This window comes from Pseudomonas sp. BGI-2 (assembly GCF_004310295.1).
Classification (GTDB): Bacteria; Pseudomonadota; Gammaproteobacteria; order Pseudomonadales; family Pseudomonadaceae; genus Aquipseudomonas.
On sequence record NZ_SISB01000003.1, the window covers coordinates 66,869 to 89,276 of the forward strand.

At 60.9% G+C, this 22,408-nt stretch carries 16 protein-coding genes and 1 pseudogene; 5 read left to right on the top strand and 12 right to left on the bottom strand.

All coding sequences use genetic code 11. The features are described 5' to 3' along the window. Nucleotides 1–60 precede the first annotated feature (60 nt). Nucleotides 61–1,500, top strand: a complete 1,440-nt coding sequence (gene cls / locus EYC95_RS02780; RefSeq protein ID WP_131059001.1) for a cardiolipin synthase — start codon at nt 61–63, stop codon at nt 1,498–1,500. On the opposite strand, the gene cfaB is transcribed toward cls, so the two are convergent. The 5 genes and pseudogenes from cfaB to hflK (EYC95_RS02805) form a co-directional block, all read right to left on the bottom strand. Then, entirely contained in the window at nt 1,497–2,678 is a 1,182-nt protein-coding gene (gene cfaB / locus EYC95_RS02785) for a C17 cyclopropane fatty acid synthase CfaB (protein ID WP_131059002.1), read from the bottom strand. The two genes, cls and cfaB, sit on opposite strands and share 4 nt — an antisense overlap. A 206-nt stretch (nt 2,679–2,884) precedes the next feature. After that, nucleotides 2,885–4,795: a cation-translocating P-type ATPase gene (locus EYC95_RS02790; protein ID WP_131059003.1), complete on the bottom strand. Its 1,911-nt coding sequence runs from the start codon at nt 4,793–4,795 to the stop codon at nt 2,885–2,887. After that, nucleotides 4,792–5,850, bottom strand: a pseudogene (gene hflK, locus EYC95_RS02795) (protease modulator HflK). The gene EYC95_RS02790 and the pseudogene hflK (EYC95_RS02795) overlap by 4 nt, the downstream one beginning before the upstream one ends. Beyond that, entirely contained in the window at nt 5,847–6,884 is a 1,038-nt protein-coding gene (gene hflC, locus EYC95_RS02800; protein WP_131059004.1) for a protease modulator HflC, read from the bottom strand. The pseudogene hflK (EYC95_RS02795) and the gene hflC overlap by 4 nt, the downstream one beginning before the upstream one ends. Then, a complete protein-coding gene (hflK, locus tag EYC95_RS02805; protein WP_131059005.1) occupies nt 6,881–8,839 on the bottom strand; it encodes a protease modulator HflK in 1,959 nt (652 codons plus the stop codon). The genes hflC and hflK (EYC95_RS02805) overlap by 4 nt, the downstream gene beginning before the upstream one ends. 219 nt (nt 8,840–9,058) lie before the next feature. Between hflK (EYC95_RS02805) and lpdA the strand changes: the two genes are divergently transcribed. Continuing rightward, entirely contained in the window at nt 9,059–10,459 is a 1,401-nt protein-coding gene (lpdA, locus tag EYC95_RS02810; protein ID WP_131059006.1) for a dihydrolipoyl dehydrogenase, read from the top strand. A 127-nt stretch (nt 10,460–10,586) separates the two neighbouring features. Here lpdA and EYC95_RS02815 read toward each other — a convergent pair whose 3' ends face one another. Continuing rightward, nucleotides 10,587–11,060, bottom strand: coding sequence for an Lrp/AsnC family transcriptional regulator (locus tag EYC95_RS02815; protein WP_131059007.1), 474 nt, complete (start codon nt 11,058–11,060; stop codon nt 10,587–10,589). A gap of 145 nt (nt 11,061–11,205) precedes the next feature. Here EYC95_RS02815 and EYC95_RS02820 point away from each other — a divergent pair, with 145 nt between their 5' ends. Continuing rightward, nucleotides 11,206–11,835, top strand: coding sequence for a LysE family translocator (locus EYC95_RS02820; RefSeq protein ID WP_131059008.1), 630 nt, complete (start codon nt 11,206–11,208; stop codon nt 11,833–11,835). 3 nt (nt 11,836–11,838) lie between these two features. Here EYC95_RS02820 and EYC95_RS02825 read toward each other — a convergent pair whose 3' ends face one another. From EYC95_RS02825 to EYC95_RS02850, 6 genes are read right to left on the bottom strand one after another with little or no spacing between them, the layout of a single operon-like run. After that, nucleotides 11,839–13,959 (bottom strand): hypothetical protein, encoded by a 2,121-nt coding sequence (locus tag EYC95_RS02825; protein WP_131059009.1) that lies wholly within the window; start codon nt 13,957–13,959, stop codon nt 11,839–11,841. Then, nucleotides 13,946–15,139, bottom strand: a complete 1,194-nt coding sequence (locus EYC95_RS02830; RefSeq protein WP_131059010.1) for a DUF3142 domain-containing protein — start codon at nt 15,137–15,139, stop codon at nt 13,946–13,948. The genes EYC95_RS02825 and EYC95_RS02830 overlap by 14 nt, the downstream gene beginning before the upstream one ends. A 58-nt stretch (nt 15,140–15,197) precedes the next feature. Beyond that, nucleotides 15,198–16,025: a class I SAM-dependent methyltransferase gene (locus EYC95_RS02835; protein WP_131059011.1), complete on the bottom strand. Its 828-nt coding sequence runs from the start codon at nt 16,023–16,025 to the stop codon at nt 15,198–15,200. Beyond that, nucleotides 16,019–17,176: an acyltransferase gene (locus EYC95_RS02840; RefSeq protein WP_131059012.1), complete on the bottom strand. Its 1,158-nt coding sequence runs from the start codon at nt 17,174–17,176 to the stop codon at nt 16,019–16,021. The genes EYC95_RS02835 and EYC95_RS02840 overlap by 7 nt, the downstream gene beginning before the upstream one ends. Before the next feature lie 52 nt (nt 17,177–17,228). Continuing rightward, a complete protein-coding gene (locus EYC95_RS02845; RefSeq protein WP_131059013.1) occupies nt 17,229–18,527 on the bottom strand; it encodes a glycosyltransferase in 1,299 nt (432 codons plus the stop codon). After that, nucleotides 18,521–20,098, bottom strand: a complete 1,578-nt coding sequence (locus EYC95_RS02850; protein WP_256656899.1) for a glycosyltransferase — start codon at nt 20,096–20,098, stop codon at nt 18,521–18,523. Before EYC95_RS02850 ends, EYC95_RS02845 begins: the two co-directional genes overlap by 7 nt. A 426-nt stretch (nt 20,099–20,524) precedes the next feature. Here EYC95_RS02850 and EYC95_RS02855 point away from each other — a divergent pair, with 426 nt between their 5' ends. Continuing rightward, entirely contained in the window at nt 20,525–21,439 is a 915-nt protein-coding gene (locus EYC95_RS02855; RefSeq protein ID WP_131059015.1) for a GDP-mannose 4,6-dehydratase, read from the top strand. Beyond that, a complete protein-coding gene (gene gmd / locus EYC95_RS02860; RefSeq protein ID WP_131059016.1) occupies nt 21,436–22,407 on the top strand; it encodes a GDP-mannose 4,6-dehydratase in 972 nt (323 codons plus the stop codon). The genes EYC95_RS02855 and gmd overlap by 4 nt, the downstream gene beginning before the upstream one ends. Nucleotide 22,408: the final 1 nt, after the last annotated feature.

A 22,408-nucleotide genomic window follows, 5' to 3' on the forward strand; every position in this document is an offset into this window, starting at 1 on the left:
CGACATTCTGCACGGAACATGGTCTGTTAAGCATTGAATCTTCAGGAGCAAGGCTGCCCCATGGATTACTTTGGACCGCACATTTTCGGCTACACGATCGCACTACTACATACGCTGGGCCTGATCGCAGCCATCCACGCCGTGCTCACCGTCCGCACCGCTCAGGGATCTATCGCCTGGGCCCTCTCGTTGATCTTCATGCCTTACCTCACGCTCATTCCGTACCTGGTCTTCGGCCGCAGCACTTTCGATGGTTACATCATGGCGCGGCGCCAGGCCAACGAAGAGATGCGCAAGGCAATCTCCGAGCTCAACTGGCGCCCCTGGGTGGAAGAAGCGCTGACCGCACGCGCCTCCAACGCTTACGCGTCCCTGAGGGCAATGCCGAAACTGGGGCGCATGCCGTGCCTGGCGAACAACGAAGTGAGCTTGCTGATTAATGGCCAAGCCACCTTCGAAGCAATTTTCGAAGCCATCGACAGCGCGAAAGAGGCCGTGCTGATTCAATTCTTCATCATCCATGACGACCGCCTCGGCCAACGCCTGCAAAGCCTGCTGCTGAAGAAAGCCGCCGAAGGCGTGGCGGTACACTTGCTGTACGACCGCATCGGCAGTCATTCCCTGCCCCACAGTTACGTGCAACCGTTGCGCGATGCCGGCGTCGAGGTCAAAGCCTTCGCCTCCCGCAGCGGCTGGCTCAACCGCTTCCAGGTCAACTTCCGTAATCACCGCAAGATCGTCGTGGTCGACGGCATTCTGGGCTTCGTCGGCGGGCATAATGTCGGCGACGAATACATGGGCGAGAAACCACCGTTGGCGCCCTGGCGCGACACTCACGTTCGCGTGCGCGGGCCGGTGGTTGCCTGCATGCAGGAATCGTTTGCCGAAGACTGGTTCTGGGCGGCGCGATCGTTGCCACCGCTGATCCTGCCGGACGAGTATCCGGACGACGGTGTGCTCTGCCAATTACTCGCCAGCGGCCCGGCCGATTCCTACGAAACCTGTTCGTTATTCTTCGTCGAATCCATCCATGCGGCGACAGAACGGGTATGGATCACCAGCCCATACTTCATCCCCGACGAAGCCGTGTTCGCAGCGTTGAGACTGGCGGTTCTGCGAGGCGTGGATGTGCGGTTGCTGCTGCCTTCACGACCGGACCACCGAATCGTCTACGCCGCCTCGAGCCTCTATGCGTTCGAAGCCGTACGCGCAGGGGTGCGAGTGTTCCGGTACCAGCCGGGGTTCCTGCATCAGAAAGTGGTGTTGATCGACAGCGAAATCAGCGCCATCGGCAGCGCCAATATGGATAACCGTTCGTTCCGGCTCAATTTCGAAGTGATGTTGCTGACCGTCGACAGCGCATTTGCCGCCGAGGTGGAACAGATGCTCAACGATGACTTCGCCCAGGCCCACGAGATCGCCAAAGAAGAAAGCCGGGAGACCCGCCGCCTGCAACAGGTCGGCATGCGGATCGCCCGGCTTATTTCACCGATTCTCTAAAGGTAGATGTCGTCTCGCGTCCATGGCAGTTCATGGCTGCCATCGGCGTGGGCTTTTACCGCGAGGATCTGGTGCAGATTGATCCAGCCTCTGGCGAACGCATAAGCGCATCCGGCCAGGTACAACCGCCAGATCCGCAGCGCCTGTTCGGGAACCAGTTTGGAAGCCGCTTCCAGATTGTCCTCCAGGCGTTCGCTCCAATGATCGAGGGTACGCGCGTAGTGCAGGCGCAGACTCTCGACGTCGACGATCTCCAGCCCGGCTTCGCTGATCTCAGCGGAGATCATCGACAGGTGCGGCAACTCGCCGTTGGGGAACACATACTTCTCGATGAAATCACCGACACCGCGTCCCACTGGACGGCCATCAGTGTGTTTGGCGGTAATGCCGTGGTTCATCACCAGGCCGCCCTCTTTCACCGCGCCGAACAAGGTTTTGCAGTACTCGGCCAGGTTGGCGTGGCCGACGTGTTCAAACATGCCGACGCTGACCACTTTGTGGAAGCGCCCGTCCTGGGGCAGATCGCGGTAGTCGAGCAGTTGCAGTTCGACCAGATCGTCCAGGCCTTCGGCGCTCACCCTCTCACGGGCCAGGGCCAGTTGCTCTTTACTCAGGGTAATTCCGAACACTTTCGCGCCGAACTCACGGGCCGCAAACCGGGCCAGCCCGCCCCAACCGCAACCGACATCCAGCAGGTATTCACCCGGTTGCAGCCGCAGCTTGCGACACAGGTGACGGAATTTGGCTTGTTGGGCTTGCTCCAGCGTTTCGCTGCCGGTCTCGAAATACGCGCAGGAATACGCCATGTCACTGTCGAGCCACAGCTGATAAAACGCATTGGAAAGGTCGTAGTGGTAGGAAATCGCCTTCGCGTCGGTTTCCTTGTCATGGGCGGTGCGCACTGGCTGACTGTCTTGGTCACCGAGCAATTTCTGGCTCCACTCATCACAGATACGTATCACGTCGCTGATGGAACCTTCGAGCTCAAGTTTACCTTCGACGAACGCCGCGCCAAGCGCGTCCAGGCTTGGATGGGTGAACTGGGAAACCATTTGTGGGTCCTTGACCACAATCGTGACGCTGGGCGTCGGCCCCAGATTGAATTCATGGCCGTCCCAGAGTCGCAGGCGTAACGGTAACTGCAGATTCTGTAGGGCCGGTGGAAGTTGCGCGAGCATAGAGAATCACCCCTTGTTTCAGACGTCTGATTTGAGGGTAGACCATCCTTGAAAAATAGCTGGCTATCGATTTAATAGCGTTTTTGTATAACTCGCGGCGCTGTAACCAGCTGTCGGGGGCGATGGTCCTTACCCTAGATGACTACGAACTTGAAGTGCAGTTCTAAAAAGTTAGTGTTGCCTTCATCTCCTTGGTTTAGAGCCTTTCAAGCCTCGTCTTTGATTTTCAATAATGGCTCCTGAAAACGCAGCAGACGCCCCGCGTTTCCGAGCACCAGCAACGTACTGAGGTTATGCAGCAACGCCGCAATCATCGCCCCCGCAGCACCGAGCCAGCCGAATGCGGCGAAGGCAACAATCGCGAGGGTCCAGCCCAGGCCGATGATCACGTTGACCTGCAAGGTCTGCCGGCATTGGCGACTCAACCGTACACAGGTTCCAAGACGACGCAGGTCGCTGCCAATCAGCACAATGTCCGCCGACGCCAGTGCGATGTCCGCACCTCCCGCACCCATGGCCACACCCACGACGCCGGCCTTGAGTGCCAGCGAATCGTTGATGCCATCCCCCACCACCATCGGCCGGAAACCGTTGTCGATTTCCGTCAGCACGCGGTTGAGTTTGTCCTCAGGCAACGCCTGCGCTTCAACATCGCTGATGCCGACATCGCGCGCCAGTGTGTGCGCCACGCTTTGCCGATCTCCAGTGAGCAGCAACTGGCGACCCAAACCCAGCTCACGTAATTCGCTCAAGGCAAATCGCGCCTCAGGTTTGACGCTGTCGGCCAGCAGCAGCCAGGCAAGGAATTCACCGTTGAGTGCAAGCCCGGCAATCGGGCCGTCGTGTTCGGGAACGGCTGAAGTGGCGATGCCCAGTTGCGCAAACAACTCAGGACGACCTAGCGCTGCCTCGCCCTGTTCCGTCATCGCCACCACGCCCAGACCCTGGCGCTCATGGATGTCCGAGAGCAGCAGAAAATGTTCTTGAGTGACCAACCCGGCGAGCGCACGGCTGACCGGATGACTGCTGGCCGAGCCGAGACTCGCGGCGAGTTTCAGCACGTGGCTGCGGTCCTCCAGCGGGCTGTCGATCGACTGCAACCGCAGGGTGCCAAACGTCAGGGTTCCGGTCTTGTCGACCACCAGCGAAGTCAGGTCCGCCAGCTCTTCAAGAAACGCCGAACTGCGGATCAGAATCCCGTGCCGCGCCGCCACCGCCACGCCGGCAATCGCCGTGGCCGGAGCCGATAACACCAACGCGCAAGGACACGCCGCCACCAGCACCGCGAGCATCGCCTGGGCATCGTTGGTGACAAACCAGGTCACCGCGGCCAACAGCAACACCAGCACCATGTAGCTGCCGGCGTAACGTTCGAGCAAACGCGTGATCGGTGGCTTGGAGCGCTCGGCGCTTTGCATCAGGGCGATGACTTTACCGAGGGTCGACTCATTACCGGTGCGCGTCACTGCGATGCGCAGCAGACCGTCGAGGTTGATTGCCCCGCCGAAGACCTGCATGCCGACGCCTGCCTCGATCGGCACCGACTCACCGGTAATCGATGCCGTGTCGAGGCTCGCCTGACCGGACAACACTCGACCGTCGGCCGGCACCCGATCACCCGCGCGCACCTCCACAATGTCGCCGGGCTTGAGTGAGCCGTTGTCGACTTCAACGATGGCCCCGTCAGCCTGAACCTTGCGCGCGTGACTGCGGGTCAGTTTGCCGAGGGCACGAATCGCTTCCTGGGAACCGATCACGCTGCGCTCTTCCAGTACGTGGCCGAAGATCATGATGATCGGCAGCAGCGCGGCGGTCAGCAGGTCACCCGTGGCCCAGGCGCCGAGCATGGCGAGGGCGATCAGCTGATCGGTGATCCCGTGCAGGCTCGGATACCGCAGGCTGTACCACGCCGAACGCATCACCGGCACGGCCACCAGTAACGAAGCAAAACCCAACAGCAATTGGCTGACGCCGGTCTGCTCCGGCGACAGCCAACGCCAGATCAACCCGAGGCTGAGCAAGCCCAGTGCGAGCATGGCCAGAGTCAACTGGCGTGCAGCGCTGCGTTGTTCAGCCGAGGACAACATGCTCGGTGCGGCGGCGGTTTGGGCGGTCATTGTGCTGCTCCCTGAATGATCAGGCGGGAATCGTCTTTCGGGTTGACCGTCGTCACCGATCCGGCCTGGCCGAGAATCTTCGGCATCCGCTCACGGTAAATGCGCAGCAACATTTGCGGGTCGGTGCCCTGTTGTTGCGCCTTGGCCAGGCTCAACACCGTGGCCGTATCAGCCGAAGCTTTGGCCAGCCGTTCGCTCGCCTGGGCATGGGCGACTTGCAGCGTTCGGTCACCTTGTTCATTGGCCGCCTGGGTCAGTTTCTCGGCTTCGGTGCGCGCATTGGCCACGGTTTTATCGGCTTGCTGGCTGGCGGTCAGCACCGCATTGAACGCATTCACCGCTGGGCCGGGCAGACTCGATTGCACGTCGACTCGCGACACTTCGATACCCAGTCACTGCCCCGTCGCGGTCAGTTCAGTCAGTCGTTGGTTAATGCCCTGCACCAAATCACCCCGCAGGCGTTCGCGGCGTTCGGCCGCCTGATTGTCGGCGCCGATCAGTTCGGGGCGCGCCACCAGAATGGTGTCCAGGTCTCGCGCGGCAGTCAGTGCAACGGCGCTGCGAGTGACCAACCGATCGAGTGCCGGCAGCACATGTTCACCTTGAAGCACGAAGGCGTAAGGTTCGGTGACCTTATAGAAAACCCGCACATCCAGTTGCACCACGCCCGCATCACCGGTCAGCAAATAGCCCGAGCCCGCAAGCGCATCGCTCAGCGGTGTCGCGAAAGAGGCCAACCGATCGGCCTGTAACGCAGCATCGCTGCGAAGCAGATTCACCACCCGACGCTCGATCACCCGGTCGGCTGCGGGTAACAAAATTACCTGCTCAAAAGGACGCGGCCAAGCCAGCAGCAACCCGGCATTCTGGATGCGATCCAGCGCGCCGAAGTGCAAAACCACCGCTCGATTCTGCGGATCAATCTGCCGCACATTGGAGAATGCCCAGGCCAACGCGGCAAGAACTGTCACCGCGTATAGCGCCAGAAAAGCCAATCGCCCGGCTTGAATCCAGGGACTACTTAACTCATGTGTTCCACGTGGAACTAAATTCATGGCTGTGACCCGGACTTGTTTTCGAGGGTCGGCGGACCATCGACCAACACCCGGAAAGGCGCGGCATCGGTGCGCAATATCAGTTTGGTGCCCGGGGTGACGATCGTGCCCAAGGTATCGAGGGAGCGCAGCAAGTTATAAAGCTGCGGCGAACCGGCGTAGGCACGGCCATAAATCTGCGCAGCTTCGACGCGGGATTGGGCTTCGATATCAGCGGCTTTTACCGTCGCATCGGCTTGTACGATGCGCGCATCACGTTCGGCAGCCGAGCGGATTTGCGCGGCTTCTCGCTTGCCGATGGCGGTGCGTTCGGTGGCGATTGTTTCACGCTCGGCGCGCATGCGGTCAACTGTAGCGGTGAGCGTCACCGACGGCAGGGTCAAACGCTCGATGCCCACTTGCAGCACCCGAACGCCATACGTGGTCAGCAACTGCTGATCGATCTGCTGACGCAGCTGTGCCTCGAAATCTGCGATGTGAACCTGATTGGCGTCGGTGTTTACCAGGTTGGCCAGATCGAAACTGCTCGCGGTGGTCTCCAGTGCAGACCCCACAAACGTGCGAATCTGCCGCGCCGCTTCATCCGGCTGATTCTGCACGGCCCGCATAAAACGCTGCACGTTGTCCGGATCGCCCTGCACCTGCCACGCCACGTACGCCTGAACAATGATGCGCAAACCGTCGCGCGTACCCACATCCTGCAAACCGCTGGAGGTGGTACGCAGCCGCAAGTCGACAGGAATGGCCGCTTCAAACGGTGCCGGCCAACGCCAGCCAAGGCCCGGTTCCAGCAACACCCGCGACGGATTGCCAAAGCGAGTGATCACCGTAGCCTCCCCCGAGCGCACTTGCACCAGACTCGCTGCCGCGATGGCGAATGCCACGAGCAACGCTGCCCAGCCCATGCGCCGCCACGGGAACGGGCCGGCTTCTTGTGGATCACCGTGATGATGGTGGTGACCGTGGTGATGTCCGCCATGACCGTGATCGTGGCCGGCGTGGTCATCGTGATCGTGAGTATGCGACTGGCTCAATTGGCAGCTCCTGGCTGAGCGCTATTGCGCGGCGACGCAGGATCGGCCGGCAGCGTGAAAGTACGTAGGTCGATGGTCGGTGCATTGTTGCTGCCGCCCAGACGATGATCGAGAACCAACAACTTGGCGTTGGCCAAGCCTTGGGTCAGTTGGCTGAAATACTGTTCCAGCACGAACGCTTGACCGGCACTGGCATACGCTTTTTGTTCGGCCGTGAATTTCAGATCCGCCGCCTGAGCGGTGGAGTTGATTTCATGCGCACTGGCTGTCGCTTGATCGCGAGCGATGCTGGCTTGCAACTGCGCCTGGTTGGTCGCCTCCGCTGCCGCACCGCGCTCGCGGGAGATCAATGCCTGGGCACCAATCTGCGCAGCTTGAACACCGTGATAGGCGTTAGCCGCACCGGCCGGCGGGTGAATGGCTTCAACCACCGTGGCGAGAATTTCCACGCCACTATCGAGTTTCTGCAAATCAGCCTGCACGGCGCGACCGATCTCTTCGGCCAGCCCTACCCTGTCTTCGCCGAGCAAACCATCGAGGGTCCGCGAGGCAAAATCGTGAACCAGAATCCGGCTGGCGGTGCTGCGAATCAACGTCGGTACATCGGCGCTGTTGTACGTCGCGGCCAACGCGGATTGATCGGTCAGGCCGATGCGATAGACAAAACGCACGTCCATGTTGACGATCTGAAAGCTCTGCTTGTCGGCACGACTGCTGGCGATGACCTGGGATTTATCGTTCACATGGCTGGCGTCCCACAAGCGATTGGCAATCGCCGGTGCCGGCCCTTCCGCAGGCTCCAAGACGACCGGCGCCGACGTTTCGCCAACGCTGGTCGCCAACTCGTGAACCACGCCGTTTTCAACGCTCAACACCCGGCCCAACGGCCACGGCAAACCAGCGTGCAACCCCGGGCCGAACACTTCCACCGGTTTGCCGAAACGTTCGTAGATACCCCGCGCTTGCAGCGAAATTTCGTGAATACCGGTAAGCGACCATCCCACGATCGCCACCACCGCCATCACCGGCAAAAATGCACGGCGCATATAGGTGAAAGCCCAAATTTGCCGCAAGTCGATGCCGAAGCGGTTGTGCAGTTCATGCTGCAACGCCAGCAACGGTTGTGGCGGCCAGCGCAGCATGTCGGCCACGAAGCTGCGTGCAAGCAACGTCGGCTCAAGTTGTTCACGGCGAGGACTGAACAGCGACAGCACGGCGCGTAGCATTAACTCGACCGCGACCAGCCCTGGCAGCAAGCCGATCAGCACGGCGAGGCGTACCGGCCACACCGAAGTTTCGCTGCCGAACAACAAACACAAAGCGCTGAGCACCAGGCAAATGATCGCCACCCGGCTCATCTGCGCCAACTGCCCCGCTTCTGGCCATTGGGCGACGTTTTCCTGGGCGAGCTGACGCTCAAGCACCAGCAAACCGAAGGCCAGCAATAACGACAGCGCGGCGCCGACGCTCGCCCATAACCCCAGTGCAGCGGGCGGCAACGCGAGGTTCCAGAACTGACTGATGCTGAAGATCGTCAACAGCGCCCAAGCGGCGAGCCAGAGGGTCGGTGCGCCGATCTGCCCGAGCATGCTCACCCAGCGCTGACTGAGTCGCTCCAGCAATCGCTCATACCAGCCTTCCGGCGCAACGGTGTCGTCCGCGACCACCACCGGCAGCGTCGGGCTCATCGCCTGCGCACGCCATTGAGTCACCCACCACGCCGATTGCAGACCGGCAATCAGCACCAGCAAACCGGCGCTCTGACTGACCAGCAACGGAGCCCACAGCGACAGCGGCGCAAACAGCCCGACGAAAAACGCCAACACCAGACCGACCGCCGCCAAGGCGCTCAGGCCGATGGCGAACTGACGCAATCGCCGCCCTTGAAAGACCGCTTGCTGAAAGCGCGGCAGCCCTGCTACCTGCGTTCCATCGACTTCGAGATCGACTTGCATACCACCCCAGTGCTCATCATTTAGCTGTATCGCAATTCGTTACGATATAACGAAGTTGGTGAAATTTTTGTACTAATTCGCTTTATCTAAAGACGCCCAACCTGTCGCCTTGCTGAAGCCTTGACCGAAACAGCCACCAACGCACATATTACGTCCGTAATTTTTCATCAAAGGCTACGGTTACCCAACCCATTTTCCTTTCAGTCCAGGAGTACATCCATGAGCACTTATGACGTCGTGATACTGGGCGGTGGCCCCGGTGGTTACAACGCAGCGATCCGCGCAGGTCAGCTGGGCCTGAAAGCGGCGTGCGTGGAAGGTCGCGCGACGCTCGGCGGGACCTGCCTTAACGTCGGTTGCATGCCCTCCAAAGCACTTCTGCATGCCTCGGAACTCTACGACGCGGCCATGGGCACGGAATTCGCCAACCTGGGGATCGAGGTCAAGCCCACCCTCAACCTCGCCCAGATGATGAAGCAGAAAGATGAAAGCGTGACCGGGCTGACCAAGGGCATCGAATTTCTGTTCCGCAAAAACAAAGTCGACTGGATCAAAGGCTGGGGCCACATCGACGGACCGGGCAAAGTGACGGTGACCGACAACCAGGGTGGCAAGACCGAACTGAGCGCCAAGGACATCATCATCGCCACCGGCTCCGAGCCCACTCCCCTGCCCGGCGTCGAGATCGATAACAAACGCATTCTCGACTCCACCGGCGCGCTGTCACTGACCGAAGTGCCGAAGCACCTGGTGGTGATCGGTGCCGGCGTGATCGGCCTGGAACTGGGCTCGGTATGGCGGCGCTTGGGCGCTCAGGTGACCGTGGTCGAATTTCTCGACCGGATCTGCCCCGGCGTGGACGGTGAAGCAGGTAAAACCCTGCAACGCTCGCTGAGCAAACAGGGCATCAGCTTCAAGTTGAGCTCGAAAGTGACCAGCGCCACCCCCTCGGCAAACGGCGTTCAGCTCAGCGTGGAGCCGGCGGCTGGCGGCACCGCCGAGCTGCTCGAAGCCGATTACGTGCTGGTTTCTATCGGGCGTCGGCCTTACACCGAGGGTCTGGGTCTGGAAAACGTCAGCCTCACCACCGACAAGCGCGGCATGCTCGCCAACAAGGGCCACCGCACCGAAGCCGCTGGCGTATGGGTGATCGGCGACGTCACGTCCGGGCCCATGCTCGCCCACAAGGCCGAAGATGAAGCCATGGCCTGCATCGAACAGATCGTCGGCAAGGCGGGCGAGGTCAACTACGACCTGATCCCCAACGTCATTTACACCAGGCCTGAACTGGCCAGCGTCGGCAAGACTGAAGAGCAGCTAAAGGCTGAAGGTCGCGCGTACAAAGTCGGTAAATTCCCCTTCACCGCCAACAGCCGGGCGAAGATCAACCACGAGACCGAAGGCTTCGCCAAAGTGCTGGCCGATGAGCGCACCGACGAGATACTCGGCGTGCACCTTGTGGGGCCGAGTGTCAGTGAAATGATTGGCGAGTATTGCGTGGCGATGGAGTTCAGCGCTTCGGCTGAAGACATTGCGCTGACATGCCATCCGCATCCGACGCGGTCCGAGGCGTTGCGTCAGGCGGCGATGAATGTGGAGGGGATGGCGACACAGATGTGAGTGAGCCTGTCAGATTGATGCCGTAAGTCAGGCCGCCTTCGCGAGCAAGCCCGCTCCCACATGGGTTGTGTGAACATCACAAATCACCCTGTGGGAGCGGGCTTGCTCGCGAAGGGATCGACTCGGTCTAGAGCGGTAAATGCCCCAACGGCAACGCCCCCGGCGTCTTCACCGTGTGAATCGCAAAGTTGCTGCGGATGTCGCTCACGCCCGGCAATTTCAGCAATCGCTCCGTAAGAAAGCGGTCATACCCGCGCAAATCCGGCACCACCACTTGCAGCAGAAAATCCGATTCCCCTGACACCAGAAACGCCGAAATCACCTCGGGCAGTGCCGTCACGGCCTGGCGAAAGGCTTCGGCCTGTTCATCGTTGTGGCGCTCCACCTTGACCCCGACGAACACCGTCAGCCCAAGCCCCACTTCGTCACGATCAAGATTGGCCTGATAACCGCGAATCACACCGGCTTCCTCCAGCATCCGCACCCGGCGCAAACATGGCGAAGCGGACAAACCGATCTCATCGGCCAATTGCACATTGCTCAGGCGACCATCCCGTTGCAGGGCTGCGAGGATTTTCCGGTCGTAGGCGTCCAGTTTCATGGTTTGGCAGATCCTGATGGTTTGATCGCGACGAAGTGGCAGGTTATGCCAATTATCGATGCTTTAGAAGCTGACTACGCAAGCACCTGCCCCTCCCTTCAGCCCTAGACTGGCGCTACCGAATCGACAACGAATGGGGTGCAACGTGGAAGGACTCTGGCTGTTTTTCATGGCGCTGGCGGTGGTGTATCTGTTGCCCGGCCCGGACATGATTCTGCTGCTGCAAACCGGCGCCCGCCAAGGCAAAGGCGCAGCATTGGCGACGGCGGTGGGTCTGGGCATTGCTCGAGGTTGCCATGTGGCGTTAGCCGCGTTAGGGCTCGCGGCGCTGTTCAAAGCCGCGCCGTGGACCTTCGACGTAGTGCGCCTGGCGGGGGCCGCTTACCTGCTGTGGATCGGCATTCAGTGCCTGCGAACCACGATGTTGCCGAACCTGAATGGCAGCAACGCCCCTCTCGAAAAACCTCGCTGGCAGGACGCGATCCTGCGCGGTTTGCTGACCAACCTGCTCAACCCCAAGGCGTTGCTGTTCTGCTCGGTGTTGCTGCCGCAGTTCATCACCCCCCACACCGGACCGGTGCTCGCGCAATTTGCGGTATTGGGCGTGCTGCTGGTCGGCGTCGGTTTGCTCTTCGACAGCGCCTACGCCTTGACCGGCGCCGCACTGGGCCGGTGGCTGCAACGCAGTCCCTCGGCCCAACGCCTGCAACAGTGGTTATTCGGCAGCCTGTTGATCGGCTTCGCCGTGCGGCTGACCTTTGTTCAACAGGCCTGAGCCTTACTGCGCTTTACGACGGCGGCGCCGGTTGATCAACAACAGCGCCGCTGCCGTTACGGCAATAACGCCGCCGATCTGCAATGGCCACTTGTACGGTCGCAGCACCGAACGGGTGGCGTCAGTCGCCTGGGTCACATAACGTTTGCTGGCATTCTCGAAGTCGGGATACGGGCACTGGTGGCCGAAATCCACCGCCCAATCCACGTAGGGCCCTTCTTTGACGTAGCGCTGGTAAAGCGCACTCTGGTCTTCAAGGCTGCTGTTCCACCCCGCCGCCGCACACAACACCGCCGCGAAGGCCTGGCTGGTGTGAGGCAGGTTATCGGCGGCGCGACTGGCCAAGGCTGTTGCGACGAATCGATAGTGATAGCGCTCGTCGGGCTGCGCGGCGCTGGCTTGCTGGCGCTGGACTTCACCTTCGGCCACCAATGGGCCGACCTTGAGTTCAGCCGTCTCCAGGCTGTAATTGCCGCCAAACGTGGCGTAGTCCGGGGCCACTTCATAACCGAGAATGTCCATGCCCCACTCGCGTGCGGTCCAGGCGGCATTGAACAGGGCGGCGGCGCGCTTGGTCGGCCACCACGCAGCATCGGCAAGCTGCCGTTGTTGCGCATACAACCGGGCCTTTTTCTGTAGATCGGGATTGTCGAAGTACACCAGTGCTTCGTCGTAGCGCTCTTCGCGCAGCAACCGACGCCCGAGCAGATTGCGCAGTTGCGCCGCCACCGGCAACGGCACGTAGTTGTCGCGATCCTGCTGGCTGAGCGCTGGCGGCGCCGGCACTTGGGTGTCGACGTAGTGCTTGAGTTCATCGACCGTCAATACGCGCTCGGCAACGGTCGCGGCATCGAACCAATAGATGCTTTGGCTGCGATAAAGCTGATCGAACGCTTGCAGATAATCCCCGCGTTGCAACGCCAGAATCGCGCTTTCACCCTCGACCCGGCACTTGGGCTGGAGGCTTTCGAAATCGTAGTCGGGCGTGCGTCGCTCGCCCCATGACTCGTTCTGCGGGAAAGCCTGGGCAGCCTTGGCATACGCCGCAGTCGCTGCGGTTTTGTCGCCATCACGCAGCGCCAGTTTCGCCCGCAGCCACCACGCCAGACCACCGTCCCCGGCATGTTCGAGGAACGCTTTGGCGCTGGCGTAATCGCCCTGTTGATAATTCATCGCCGCCAGTCTGTCAGCGTTGTCCAGACTGCCCCGCGTGCTGCTTTGCAGCAGCTTGATCAGTTTCAACTCGTTCGGCGGCTGATCACCGAATGACCAGCCCAAGCGACTGATCAGCGACGCCGTCACCAGTTGTTGCACCGGTTTGCCCTTGAGCAACTCGGCCAACTGATCGTCAGGCATCGCCAGCAGATCCGCCATCAACAGCTTCAGCGAGGTGTAACCCACCGCCGAACCGTGACGATTTTGCGTGGCGTACAGGTTGATGGCGCTGTTCCAGTCGCCAGCGGTGCGCGCCACGCGGGCTTCTTCGCCGATGCTGGCGACACCGAGTTCCAGAGGGTCGCTGAAGCCTTCGACGCTCAGCTGAAGGGTCTGCTCGAAGGCTTTTCGCGACTGCGCCAGCAGGTCGGGCGTTGCGTCTGCTTCGGTGCTCATGGCAAATAGCGCCCGACCTAGCGAATACGCTGCCCAAGTGCTGCGCAACGCGCGTTGATCCGCTGGCAGCGCCAGCACTCTCTGGAAGTACTCGGCGGCCAGTGCGTGATCACCGGCGTTGAACGCCACTGCACCCGCCAGATAGAACCGAAGCTCGGCCGGCAAGCTCGCGCCCTCGGTGTCGACTTGATGGGCATCGGTCAGCGCGCGAAGTTGTTTGACCAGTGCTTGCTGCTCCAGCGTCAAACCAGCCTGCTCGGCCTTGTCCCGCTGCGCTGCGTAGTCGGTCGCCTCCATGCTGTAAGGGGACGCCTCAACGTTCTTGAGCCCTGCGATCACATGCCCGAGGCGATTGATCTCGAACTGGAAGTTGCCTTCCGGCAGTTCCGCCAGCGACTGCGCACGGTTGTCCAGCAAGCGCATCGGGAAGTCCGGCCCGCAGGCCAGCGCCGAACCCAGCGGCAGGCTGAGGCTCAGGCAAAGCAAATGACGGGGCCAGTTACGGGTGAACATTTGAACCTCCTTGATCAAGGTGTGCGCAGCGAGCCCAACCGATGGCGCGCTGCTCGCCGGCCGGTATCCGGCCGTCGCGCAGGCGGGTGAAGGTAAGCAGATCCGGGCTTTGTTGCAACGCATATCCGGCCAGCGCATCGGCGCCATCGCAGCCGCGAACCGCCAGCGTCACGCGTTCGGGCCAGGCGCTGTCGAGGTTGCCTTGATTGCTGACGCTGATGTCATAGAGGTCGTCTTGCGCGATGAGTTTCAAACTCAAACGACTGTCGAGCGAATCTCCGCGAGCGACAGCACTCAGCGTGGCCAGACTCCAGGCCCGGCGATCACCCGCCAGCGGCAGGCGAAACCAGATCAGGCCGGCCAGATGCGCCGGTGGGTCGGCGCGCAGTTCGGCGGCGAGCGTGCTCAGCTGCAAGGGGTCCGCCAGCAATTCCCGACGTTTGCCGGTGCGCTCGATAGGCACTTCGCTTTCAACGACTGGCGCTCCACTGGCACCCGGCAACAGGGCAACGCCATAGGCGGGTAGCGCCAGGTAGAAGGGTTTCGAGGTGATTCGGCTCCAGGCCTTGGCCCATTGCCTGGCTTGGTCCGGGTCAAACAAACCACGACGCGGATCACTCACCGCGTGGACCTGCAATACGCTGCTGTCGACGGTCGCCAAGAGTGCCGGCAACTCGGGGCTGTCGAGCCAGGCCGGCAATGCGGTGATGCTTAACGGCAACAAGGTGGGTACAACCGCGCGCAGGTGCGTGAGAAATTCGCGGTAAGCCGGTAGCCGAGCGCTGCCCGCGTCGTGGTCGATTTCCACGCCGGAGAGCGTCAGCCCCTGCCCTTGCCAATCGCTGAGCACTTGCTGAATCTGCGCCGTGACCTCGTCCTGATCCAGCGCCTTGAGCTGGCCATCAAGACGAATCACCGCAATCAGCGGCCGACCATCACGTTTGAGCAGCGCCGGATCTATTCGCGTCCGGCTCCAGCCCGCCTGCGGGAACGCCTGCAAGGCCAGCACTCGTAATGTTGAAAAGTCAGCGCGACTGTCCCGCAGTGCGGCGTCATGCGCCGACGTCCATTGCCGTTGCCAGACGTAGAGTTGCTGATCAAGCGGCGGCGCGCCGTGTTGCTCGCAACCGTTGAGCTGCACCAGCGCGATAAGCAGGAGCGAAAGACGAACTAAAAACATGAAATCCCTGACCTGAAAACACAGGGCTACAGGGTACACAAAACCTGTGGGAGAGTGCCTACACCAGTGGCTTGCGGGCAATGATCACCTGACTTTTCGCCACGACCGCGTCCAGCGCCTGCTTGATCTGCGCGCCACGGGGCGACGCCAGGATGGCCTGCCACGTGTCGGCCCAGTGGTTGAGCAACGGGTGGTCGGGATTGCTGAAATCGACCTTGGCTTCCCAGAACAACAGCATCCACATCGACCAGTAAAACCCGTACTGGCTGTGGCTGAGCACTTCCAGGCCGGCGTCGCTGACCATCGCCTTGAACTGCTCTTCGCTGATGATGCGAATGTGGTTGGGCTTCTGGAAATACTCGGGCGCCGCAATGTCTTTTTGCAGGTCTTCGGAACTTGGGTGCGGGACGCTGAGCAAATACAACGCGCCCGGTTTGCCAACCCGCACCAGTTCAGCGAGGAACTGCGCCGGATCGTCCACGTGTTCGATGACTTCGGTGGACACCACGCGGGTGGCCGTTGCATCGGCAATCGGCAGCGGATTGCAGTCGGTGACGTGGCATTCGACGTCACGCGCCGGCGTGTCGCTCAGGCGCTGACGGGTGGCTTCGACCTTGGCCGCGTCGATGTCGGCGATGATGATCTTCGCCCCGCGCATACCGCAGAAATGCACGTTGCCGCCGTCACCGCAGCCGACGTCCAGCAGCGTGTCCTCGGCAGTGACCGGGAACCCGGTAAACAGCTCGCCGGTTTGCTGATTGAACCAGCCACTGAGCATCGCGTCGTGCAGGCCGAGCATGTACGGATCGACCTTCTCGACCTTGTCCGCTACCGGCTGCGCGGGAGCGGGCGTACCCGCCGTGAGTTTCTTCAAAAGGCTCAGCATGAGGTAGCTCCAGAGGTTTGGGCGGCTGTTCGGGACGTGCCCAGGCGGTTGACCAGCGAGGCACCGCGGTTACGCATGGGCATTTCGATAAAGCGGTAGTTGAGTTCGCTCAACAACGCGATCAGCCCGCCAGCAATCATCAGCGTCAGGATCGGATGATCGCCGGGATTAGGCAAACCGGCAGCCTGCAAACGGAAAGTGAATTCACGCACCAGCAAATACGCCGGAATGTGGATCAGGTAGATCCCGTAGGAGCGACTGCCGACCCACGTCATCAGGTTCTTGAACACGCCGCGTGGCATCAGGTAATCGCGATTGTAGGAAGCAATCCACACCAGCACCGCGCACAACACGGCAATCGCGCCGATGCGGTAGTTGGTGAAGGTGAAGCGGTCCGTCGCCATGAAACTGAGTACCAGCGACAGCGCGACCAGCGCCGCCACACCGGTCCATGGACGGCGCAAAAACGTCGGCTCCCAGCGCAGATACGAAGGCTGCGCACTCCACATCGCCAGCAAGATGCCGAGTGCCAGCGCATCGGTGCGAACCATCATCAGCATCGGCGTGCGCAATGTGAACAACTGCACCGCGACCAGCGCCAGCAAGGCCCAGACCAGGTGCTTGCGACAGATCAGGATCAACAGCGGAAACAGCAAATAAAACTGTTCCTCCAACGACAGGCTCCAGTACACGAAACTGGTGCCGTACTCATAGTTATAGAAACTGTCGGCGAAGCGGAAGTTGGCGTACTGCGCGACCCCGGCCAGCGTCGCTTGCAGGTTGGCCTGCTGCGTCCCGAACGCCCCGGAGCGATTGAGGAAAATACACGCCAGCAGCATCAGCGCCAACCACAACCACGCCGACGGCAGCAATCGAAAGGCTCGGCGCAGCCAGAAATTGCGCGTCTGCTGCCAGTATTCCTGACGCGTGCTGCAACCCTGCAACGCCGGGATCAGGCTGCGCGCGATGACGAATCCGGAGATCGCAAAAAACAGATCCACGCCCCACCACGGCTGACCCCACGCGGTAATGCCTTGCAACAGTGGCACCGGGGCCGCAAACAGGCTGTCTTTCAGGTGATGGAACAACACACCGAGCACCGCAATGCCGCGCAGCAACTCGATGTCCATGATCCGTCTGTCGTTACTCATGTCGTCCTCCTGGACGCTGCTCCGTTATCCACCCTATTCAACACTGCGCGGATCATGCTTCGGGGGTCTCCAAAGCGACCCGGGTTTCAAGGAGCTGCGCGAAGAAGGCTTTCAATCGTTGCTCGGCGGTGGCCTGGCTGCAGAATTTTTCGAGGCTGGCCACCGAATGCGTGGACATCTGCGCGTAACGCTCGGCGTCATTTTTGGCGATGTCATAGCTGGCCTGATAAGCGCGGCACAACGACGCCCAGTTCGTGACGTAACGCAGGGTTCGGAACGCCCGGCGTGGGTCGTGAGGCCAGGCTGTCAGCTCGTCGGTGGAGTCGATCAGGAACGCGTTATCGGCATCCAGGTAATCGATCATTGCCGTAGTGCGTGGCGCCACCGCCGGTTTGCCGCAGGACATGAATTCCATCAGCGGCAAGCACTGGCCTTCGCCGTAGGACGTGTTGACCACGTAGCTGGTTGCTTGCACCAACTGCTCGTAGTCCGCATCCGCGAGGTAGCCGTAAATCAGCACGATGCGGCAGCGATAAGACTGGTTTTTGTACAAATGGTGAAGGATGTCAGTCAGCGCGTCTTCGGCGTCGTGGTGGGTCAGTTTGAGCACCAGCGTTGCGTCATCCACCTCGCGGAACGTCACGCAGAAGGCACTGAGCATGTCTTCCCAATTCTTGCGCCCGTCACCCGGGTTGAACACCGAGGTGTAGATCACGCCGTCGAGCACCAGCTCGTGCTCACGGGGCGGCGCCGCAAAATCGATACCTTCACCGGCGCGTAACTGCGCCGGCCCAAAGGCCCGCAAATCGAGCGTGCGGCTGTCTGCCACCAGGCCTTTTATCTTCAGTCGCACCTGGCTGGCGAGTGGTTGACGCTGCAACTGCGCGCCACGCGCCGAGAATCGGTCCCATACCGGCGCCGGCACCGCGACGATCGGATAGTCGGCGCCCATCGCCTCGCGCACGGCGTCAACGGTGTAGCCGGAATGGGTAATCGCCGCTCCTGAGGCGCGCAAAACCGTGCGCCAGTCATTGCGCGGCTCACCGGCAAAGGGTTCATTGGGAATGGTGCTGAATTCCCACGCGAACACCGGCAAGGTCGGACACGCGAAGTGCACTGGCGTGCGATGAGGTGGCGAGAACGACAGGAACACGCAGTCTTCACCACGGGACAGCGCGTCGAGGTACAAGGCATCGACTTCGGTCTGCGGGTCGCTGACTTCCACCACGCGCCCCAGACGCTCCAGCACCGGCCGATACTCCTTGAGCACGAAGTAATAGCTGTACTCCGAACGGCCGAGGTTCTGGGCAATCGTGTGCTGGTTGGTTTCCGAATGAATGATGATCAGCATGAGGCGTTATCCGTCACGGCCGCTGCCGGCAAAGCTTGCGGTGTCAGCCCGAAAAAATCCGCCAGGCGCTTTTGCACCGGGGCGAAAGCGCAGTAGTCGTGCATGCGCTCGACCGCGTCGCGAGACATGCGCTGGTACTCCAGCGGTTGCTCCTTGGCCATCCGGTAGCTGTTTTCGTAGGCAGTTTTCAGCGAACCCCAGTCCGGGCGATAACGCAGGGTCCGGTAGATGATCCGGGTGTCCTGCGGCCAGATGGTCAGCTCTTCGCTGGACTTGACCACAAACGCCACACGCTCATCGATGTAATCCTCCATGGCGGTGTGGTCCGGGGCGATCACCGGCTTGCCGCTGGCCATGAACTCCATCAACGGTAGGCACAGACCCTCGCAGCGTGATGCATTGACGTAATAACTGGCCGCTTCGTACAGCCGGGCGTATTGCGGATCGTCCAGGTAACCGTGCATCACCACCACCCGACAGGCGAACGGCGAGAGTTGCGCGAGCAAGGTCATCAGCTCGTCGTAGTAGGACGAAAGATCGCTTTGGGTAATCTTCAGCACCAGCGTGGCGTCATCCGTTTCGCGGAAGGCCCAGCAGAAAGCGGTGATCAATTGATGCCAGTTCTTGCGACCGTCCCGGGGGTTGAACACCGTGACGTAAACTACGCCGCCGACCTGAGTATCGACCTGCGCGGTGGTGTCCGGCCATTGACGCGGTTCAGGCTCATGCACGGCCATCGTCTGCGGGCCTGCGATGGCCGGCAAAAATCCGGCAAGCCGTGCATGAACGGCATCTGAAAGAAGATCGCGAACACCTTCCCAGTACCACTGGCTCAGAAAGTGCGTGCGATGCATCGGGACGGGCAGGGTTTTGCCCATGTCCCGGCGCCACATATGCAGGTAATGGCGAGCAATGACGAAACGGCGTTTCAAGGTCAGCGGCGGTGGCTTCGCGGCTTCCGCTTCAGCCTCTCGCGCGGCGATTTCTTCAGCCGTGGGCACGACAGGAATCAATGCGTCGGCGCTAAGCCCGAGGGTATGGGTATCGAAAATGCAGCCCTTGATCTCCAGTGTCGAACCGGCATTGACCGGGACGCTGGTGTGGTTGTTGCGAATGGCCGCGAAGTTCTCCCATAAGGGCGTGGGCAAAACCAGCACAGGGAAATCGTCACCCATGGCCCGCCGAATCGCCCGGGCCGTGTGGCTGGAAAGCGTGATGACCCGGCCTTGACGCGCCAGCATCTGCGTCCAGTCCTGGCGCGGGTCGTTGTCCCACTGCTCATCAGGAATGGAGTCGAATTCCCAGGCCACCACGCAGATCGTCGGGCATTCAAGGTCGTTCGGGGTTTTCTGCGGCGGCGTAAAGGACAGGAACAGGCTGTCTTCGCCGGCGGCCAGCAATTGTCGATAGAGAGGATCGACCTCGGCGGTGGAGGACACCACATGCACCCGCCCGAGGCTTTCGAGCACCGGGCGATAAGCCTTGAGCACGAAGTAATAACTGTATTCAGGACGACCGAGGCTCTGGCTGATGGAGTTGTCGTTGACGTCCGAGTAAAGAATGAAATTCATGGCATCCCACGATGAAACCGCCATCCCGGCAGCCTCACTCTATGACGGCAAAGCAACGGAGATCCGGGGTTTGCCGGTCGTCGTCCATCGTCTTTTTGCCCGTCTACGTTCTTGTTTTAATGGTCAGCTTCGCGGGGTGTGAATACCACCCGGCCGAACCCTGGGTAATCGTGACGAGGGGCATTCTAAACACATCCGTTAAGGATTCGTGAACCGCCCGGCGAGAATAAATCGGGCTACGCTAATGAGAACTGACTGGTCACGGTGGGACCTGTTGAAATTACCGAGCAATTGGCACAGATTGGCTACCAAACAACTACAACAAACGTTTCGCCTGTCTTTCGACCAAGGAATCCACCCGGTCTGTCAGACATCTCCATATAGCCTGTGGGGAATGGACGAAATGCATGACCAAGGGGCCGCTGTTTGAAAAAGCGTCTGTTCGTTACGGGTCTCAGTGGATTCGTAGGACAACACATCCAATCTCGCCTGAAGGCTGATGCCTCGGAATGGGAGCTTCTGCCTGTCGCCTCCCGTTACGATCTCGCTGAGCCCGGCACCCTCGACGGCCTCTGGCCCGAGTTGCCCGACGCGGTCATTCACCTCGCCGGCCAGACCTTCGTTCCCGAAGCCTTCCGCGATCCGGCACGCACGCTGAATATCAACCTGCTCGGCACCTTGAACCTGCTTCAGGCACTCAAGGCCCGGGGGTTCAGCGGGACTTTCCTGTACGTCAGCTCCGGCGACGTCTACGGCCAGGTGATCGAATCACACCTGCCGATTACCGAACTTCAGCCACCCTGCCCGCGCAATCCCTATGCCGTGAGCAAACTGTCGGCCGAGTTTCTGAGCCTGCAATGGGGCCTGAGCGAAGGCTGGCCGGTACTGGTCGCGCGCCCGTTCAACCACATCGGCATCGGTCAGAAAGAGAGCTTCGTCATCGCCAGCGCCGCGCGGCAAATCAACCGCATCAAACAAGGCCTGCAAGCCCCGCAACTGGAAGTCGGTGACATCGACGTCACGCGCGACTTCCTGGATGTGGGCGATGTGGTGTCGGCCTATCTGGCGCTGCTGGAAAAGGGCACGCCGGGGCAGGTCTACAACATTTGCTCGGGGCGCGAGCAGAGCATTCGCAGTCTGATCGAACAACTGGGGGACCTCGCCCAGGTCGACATGCAATTGATCCAGGACCCTGCGCGTCTTCGGCGCGCGGATCAGCGTCGCGTTTGCGGCAGCTCTGCCAAGCTTGCCCAGACCACAGGATGGACGCCTGAAATCACAACACAACAATCCCTGCGGGCGATCCTGTCCGACTGGGAGAAGCGAGTAAAAGAAGAATGACAAAAAGTGCATTGATCACGGGGATCACCGGTCAGGACGGCGCGTATCTGGCCAAATTGCTGCTCGACAAGGGTTATAAAGTCCACGGCCTGGTGGCACGGCGCAGCAGCGATGCGCGCTGGCGCCTGCGTGAGATGGGGGTCGAGGGCGACATCGTTTACCTGGACGGCGACATGGCCGATGCCTGCTCGGTGCAGCGCGCGGTGATCAAGTCCGCCCCGGACGAAATCTACAACCTGGCGGCGCAAAGCTTTGTTGCGGCCTCCTGGGATCAACCGGTCACCACCGGCATCGTCGATGGGCTGGGCGTGACTCACCTGCTCGAAGCGATCCGCCAGTTCAGTCCGCACACGCGTTTTTATCAGGCGTCGACCAGCGAAATGTTTGGCCTGATCCAGGCCGAGCAGCAGGACGAGAACACGCCGTTCTACCCGCGCAGCCCTTACGGCGTGGCCAAGCTGTACGGCCACTGGATCACCGTGAACTACCGCGAAAGCTTCAACCTGCACGCCAGCAGCGGCATCCTGTTCAACCACGAATCACCCCTGCGCGGCATCGAATTCGTGACCCGCAAAGTGACCGACGCCGCCGCCCGTATCAAGCAGGGCAAACAGCAGGAACTGCGCCTGGGCAACATCGACGCCAAACGCGACTGGGGCTTTGCCGGCGACTACGTCGAAGCCATGTGGCTGATGCTGCAACAGGACAAGCCTGACGATTTTGTGGTCGCCACCGGCGTGACCACCACCGTGCGCGAGATGTGCCGCATTGCCTTCGATCACGTGGGCCTCAACTACCGCGACTTCGTGAAGATCGACCCGGCATTCTTCCGCCCGGCCGAGGTTGAAGTGCTGCTGGGCAACCCCGCCAAAGCCCAGCGTGTATTGGGCTGGAAGCCAAAAACCGACCTGGATACCTTGATCCGCATGATGATGGATGCGGACATGAAACGCGTTGCCAAGGAGTAGG

Bases quoted from the DNA above. Each gene is read 5' to 3' on its own strand.
- cls (WP_131059001.1), top strand. From the start codon at position 61: ATGGATTACTTTGGACCGCACATTTTCGGCTACACGATCGCACTACTA.
- cfaB (WP_131059002.1), bottom strand. From the start codon at position 2,678: ATGCTCGCGCAACTTCCACCGGCCCTACAGAATCTGCAGTTACCGTTA.
- EYC95_RS02790 (WP_131059003.1), bottom strand. From the start codon at position 4,795: ATGACCGCCCAAACCGCCGCCGCACCGAGCATGTTGTCCTCGGCTGAA.
- hflK (WP_131059005.1), bottom strand. From the start codon at position 8,839: ATGCAAGTCGATCTCGAAGTCGATGGAACGCAGGTAGCAGGGCTGCCG.
- lpdA (WP_131059006.1), top strand. From the start codon at position 9,059: ATGAGCACTTATGACGTCGTGATACTGGGCGGTGGCCCCGGTGGTTAC.
- EYC95_RS02815 (WP_131059007.1), bottom strand. From the start codon at position 11,060: ATGAAACTGGACGCCTACGACCGGAAAATCCTCGCAGCCCTGCAACGG.
- EYC95_RS02825 (WP_131059009.1), bottom strand. From the start codon at position 13,959: ATGTTCACCCGTAACTGGCCCCGTCATTTGCTTTGCCTGAGCCTCAGC.
- EYC95_RS02830 (WP_131059010.1), bottom strand. From the start codon at position 15,139: ATGTTTTTAGTTCGTCTTTCGCTCCTGCTTATCGCGCTGGTGCAGCTC.
- EYC95_RS02835 (WP_131059011.1), bottom strand. From the start codon at position 16,025: ATGCTGAGCCTTTTGAAGAAACTCACGGCGGGTACGCCCGCTCCCGCG.
- EYC95_RS02840 (WP_131059012.1), bottom strand. From the start codon at position 17,176: ATGAGTAACGACAGACGGATCATGGACATCGAGTTGCTGCGCGGCATT.
- EYC95_RS02845 (WP_131059013.1), bottom strand. From the start codon at position 18,527: ATGCTGATCATCATTCATTCGGAAACCAACCAGCACACGATTGCCCAG.
- EYC95_RS02850 (WP_256656899.1), bottom strand. From the start codon at position 20,098: ATGAATTTCATTCTTTACTCGGACGTCAACGACAACTCCATCAGCCAG.
- gmd (WP_131059016.1), top strand. From the start codon at position 21,436: ATGACAAAAAGTGCATTGATCACGGGGATCACCGGTCAGGACGGCGCG.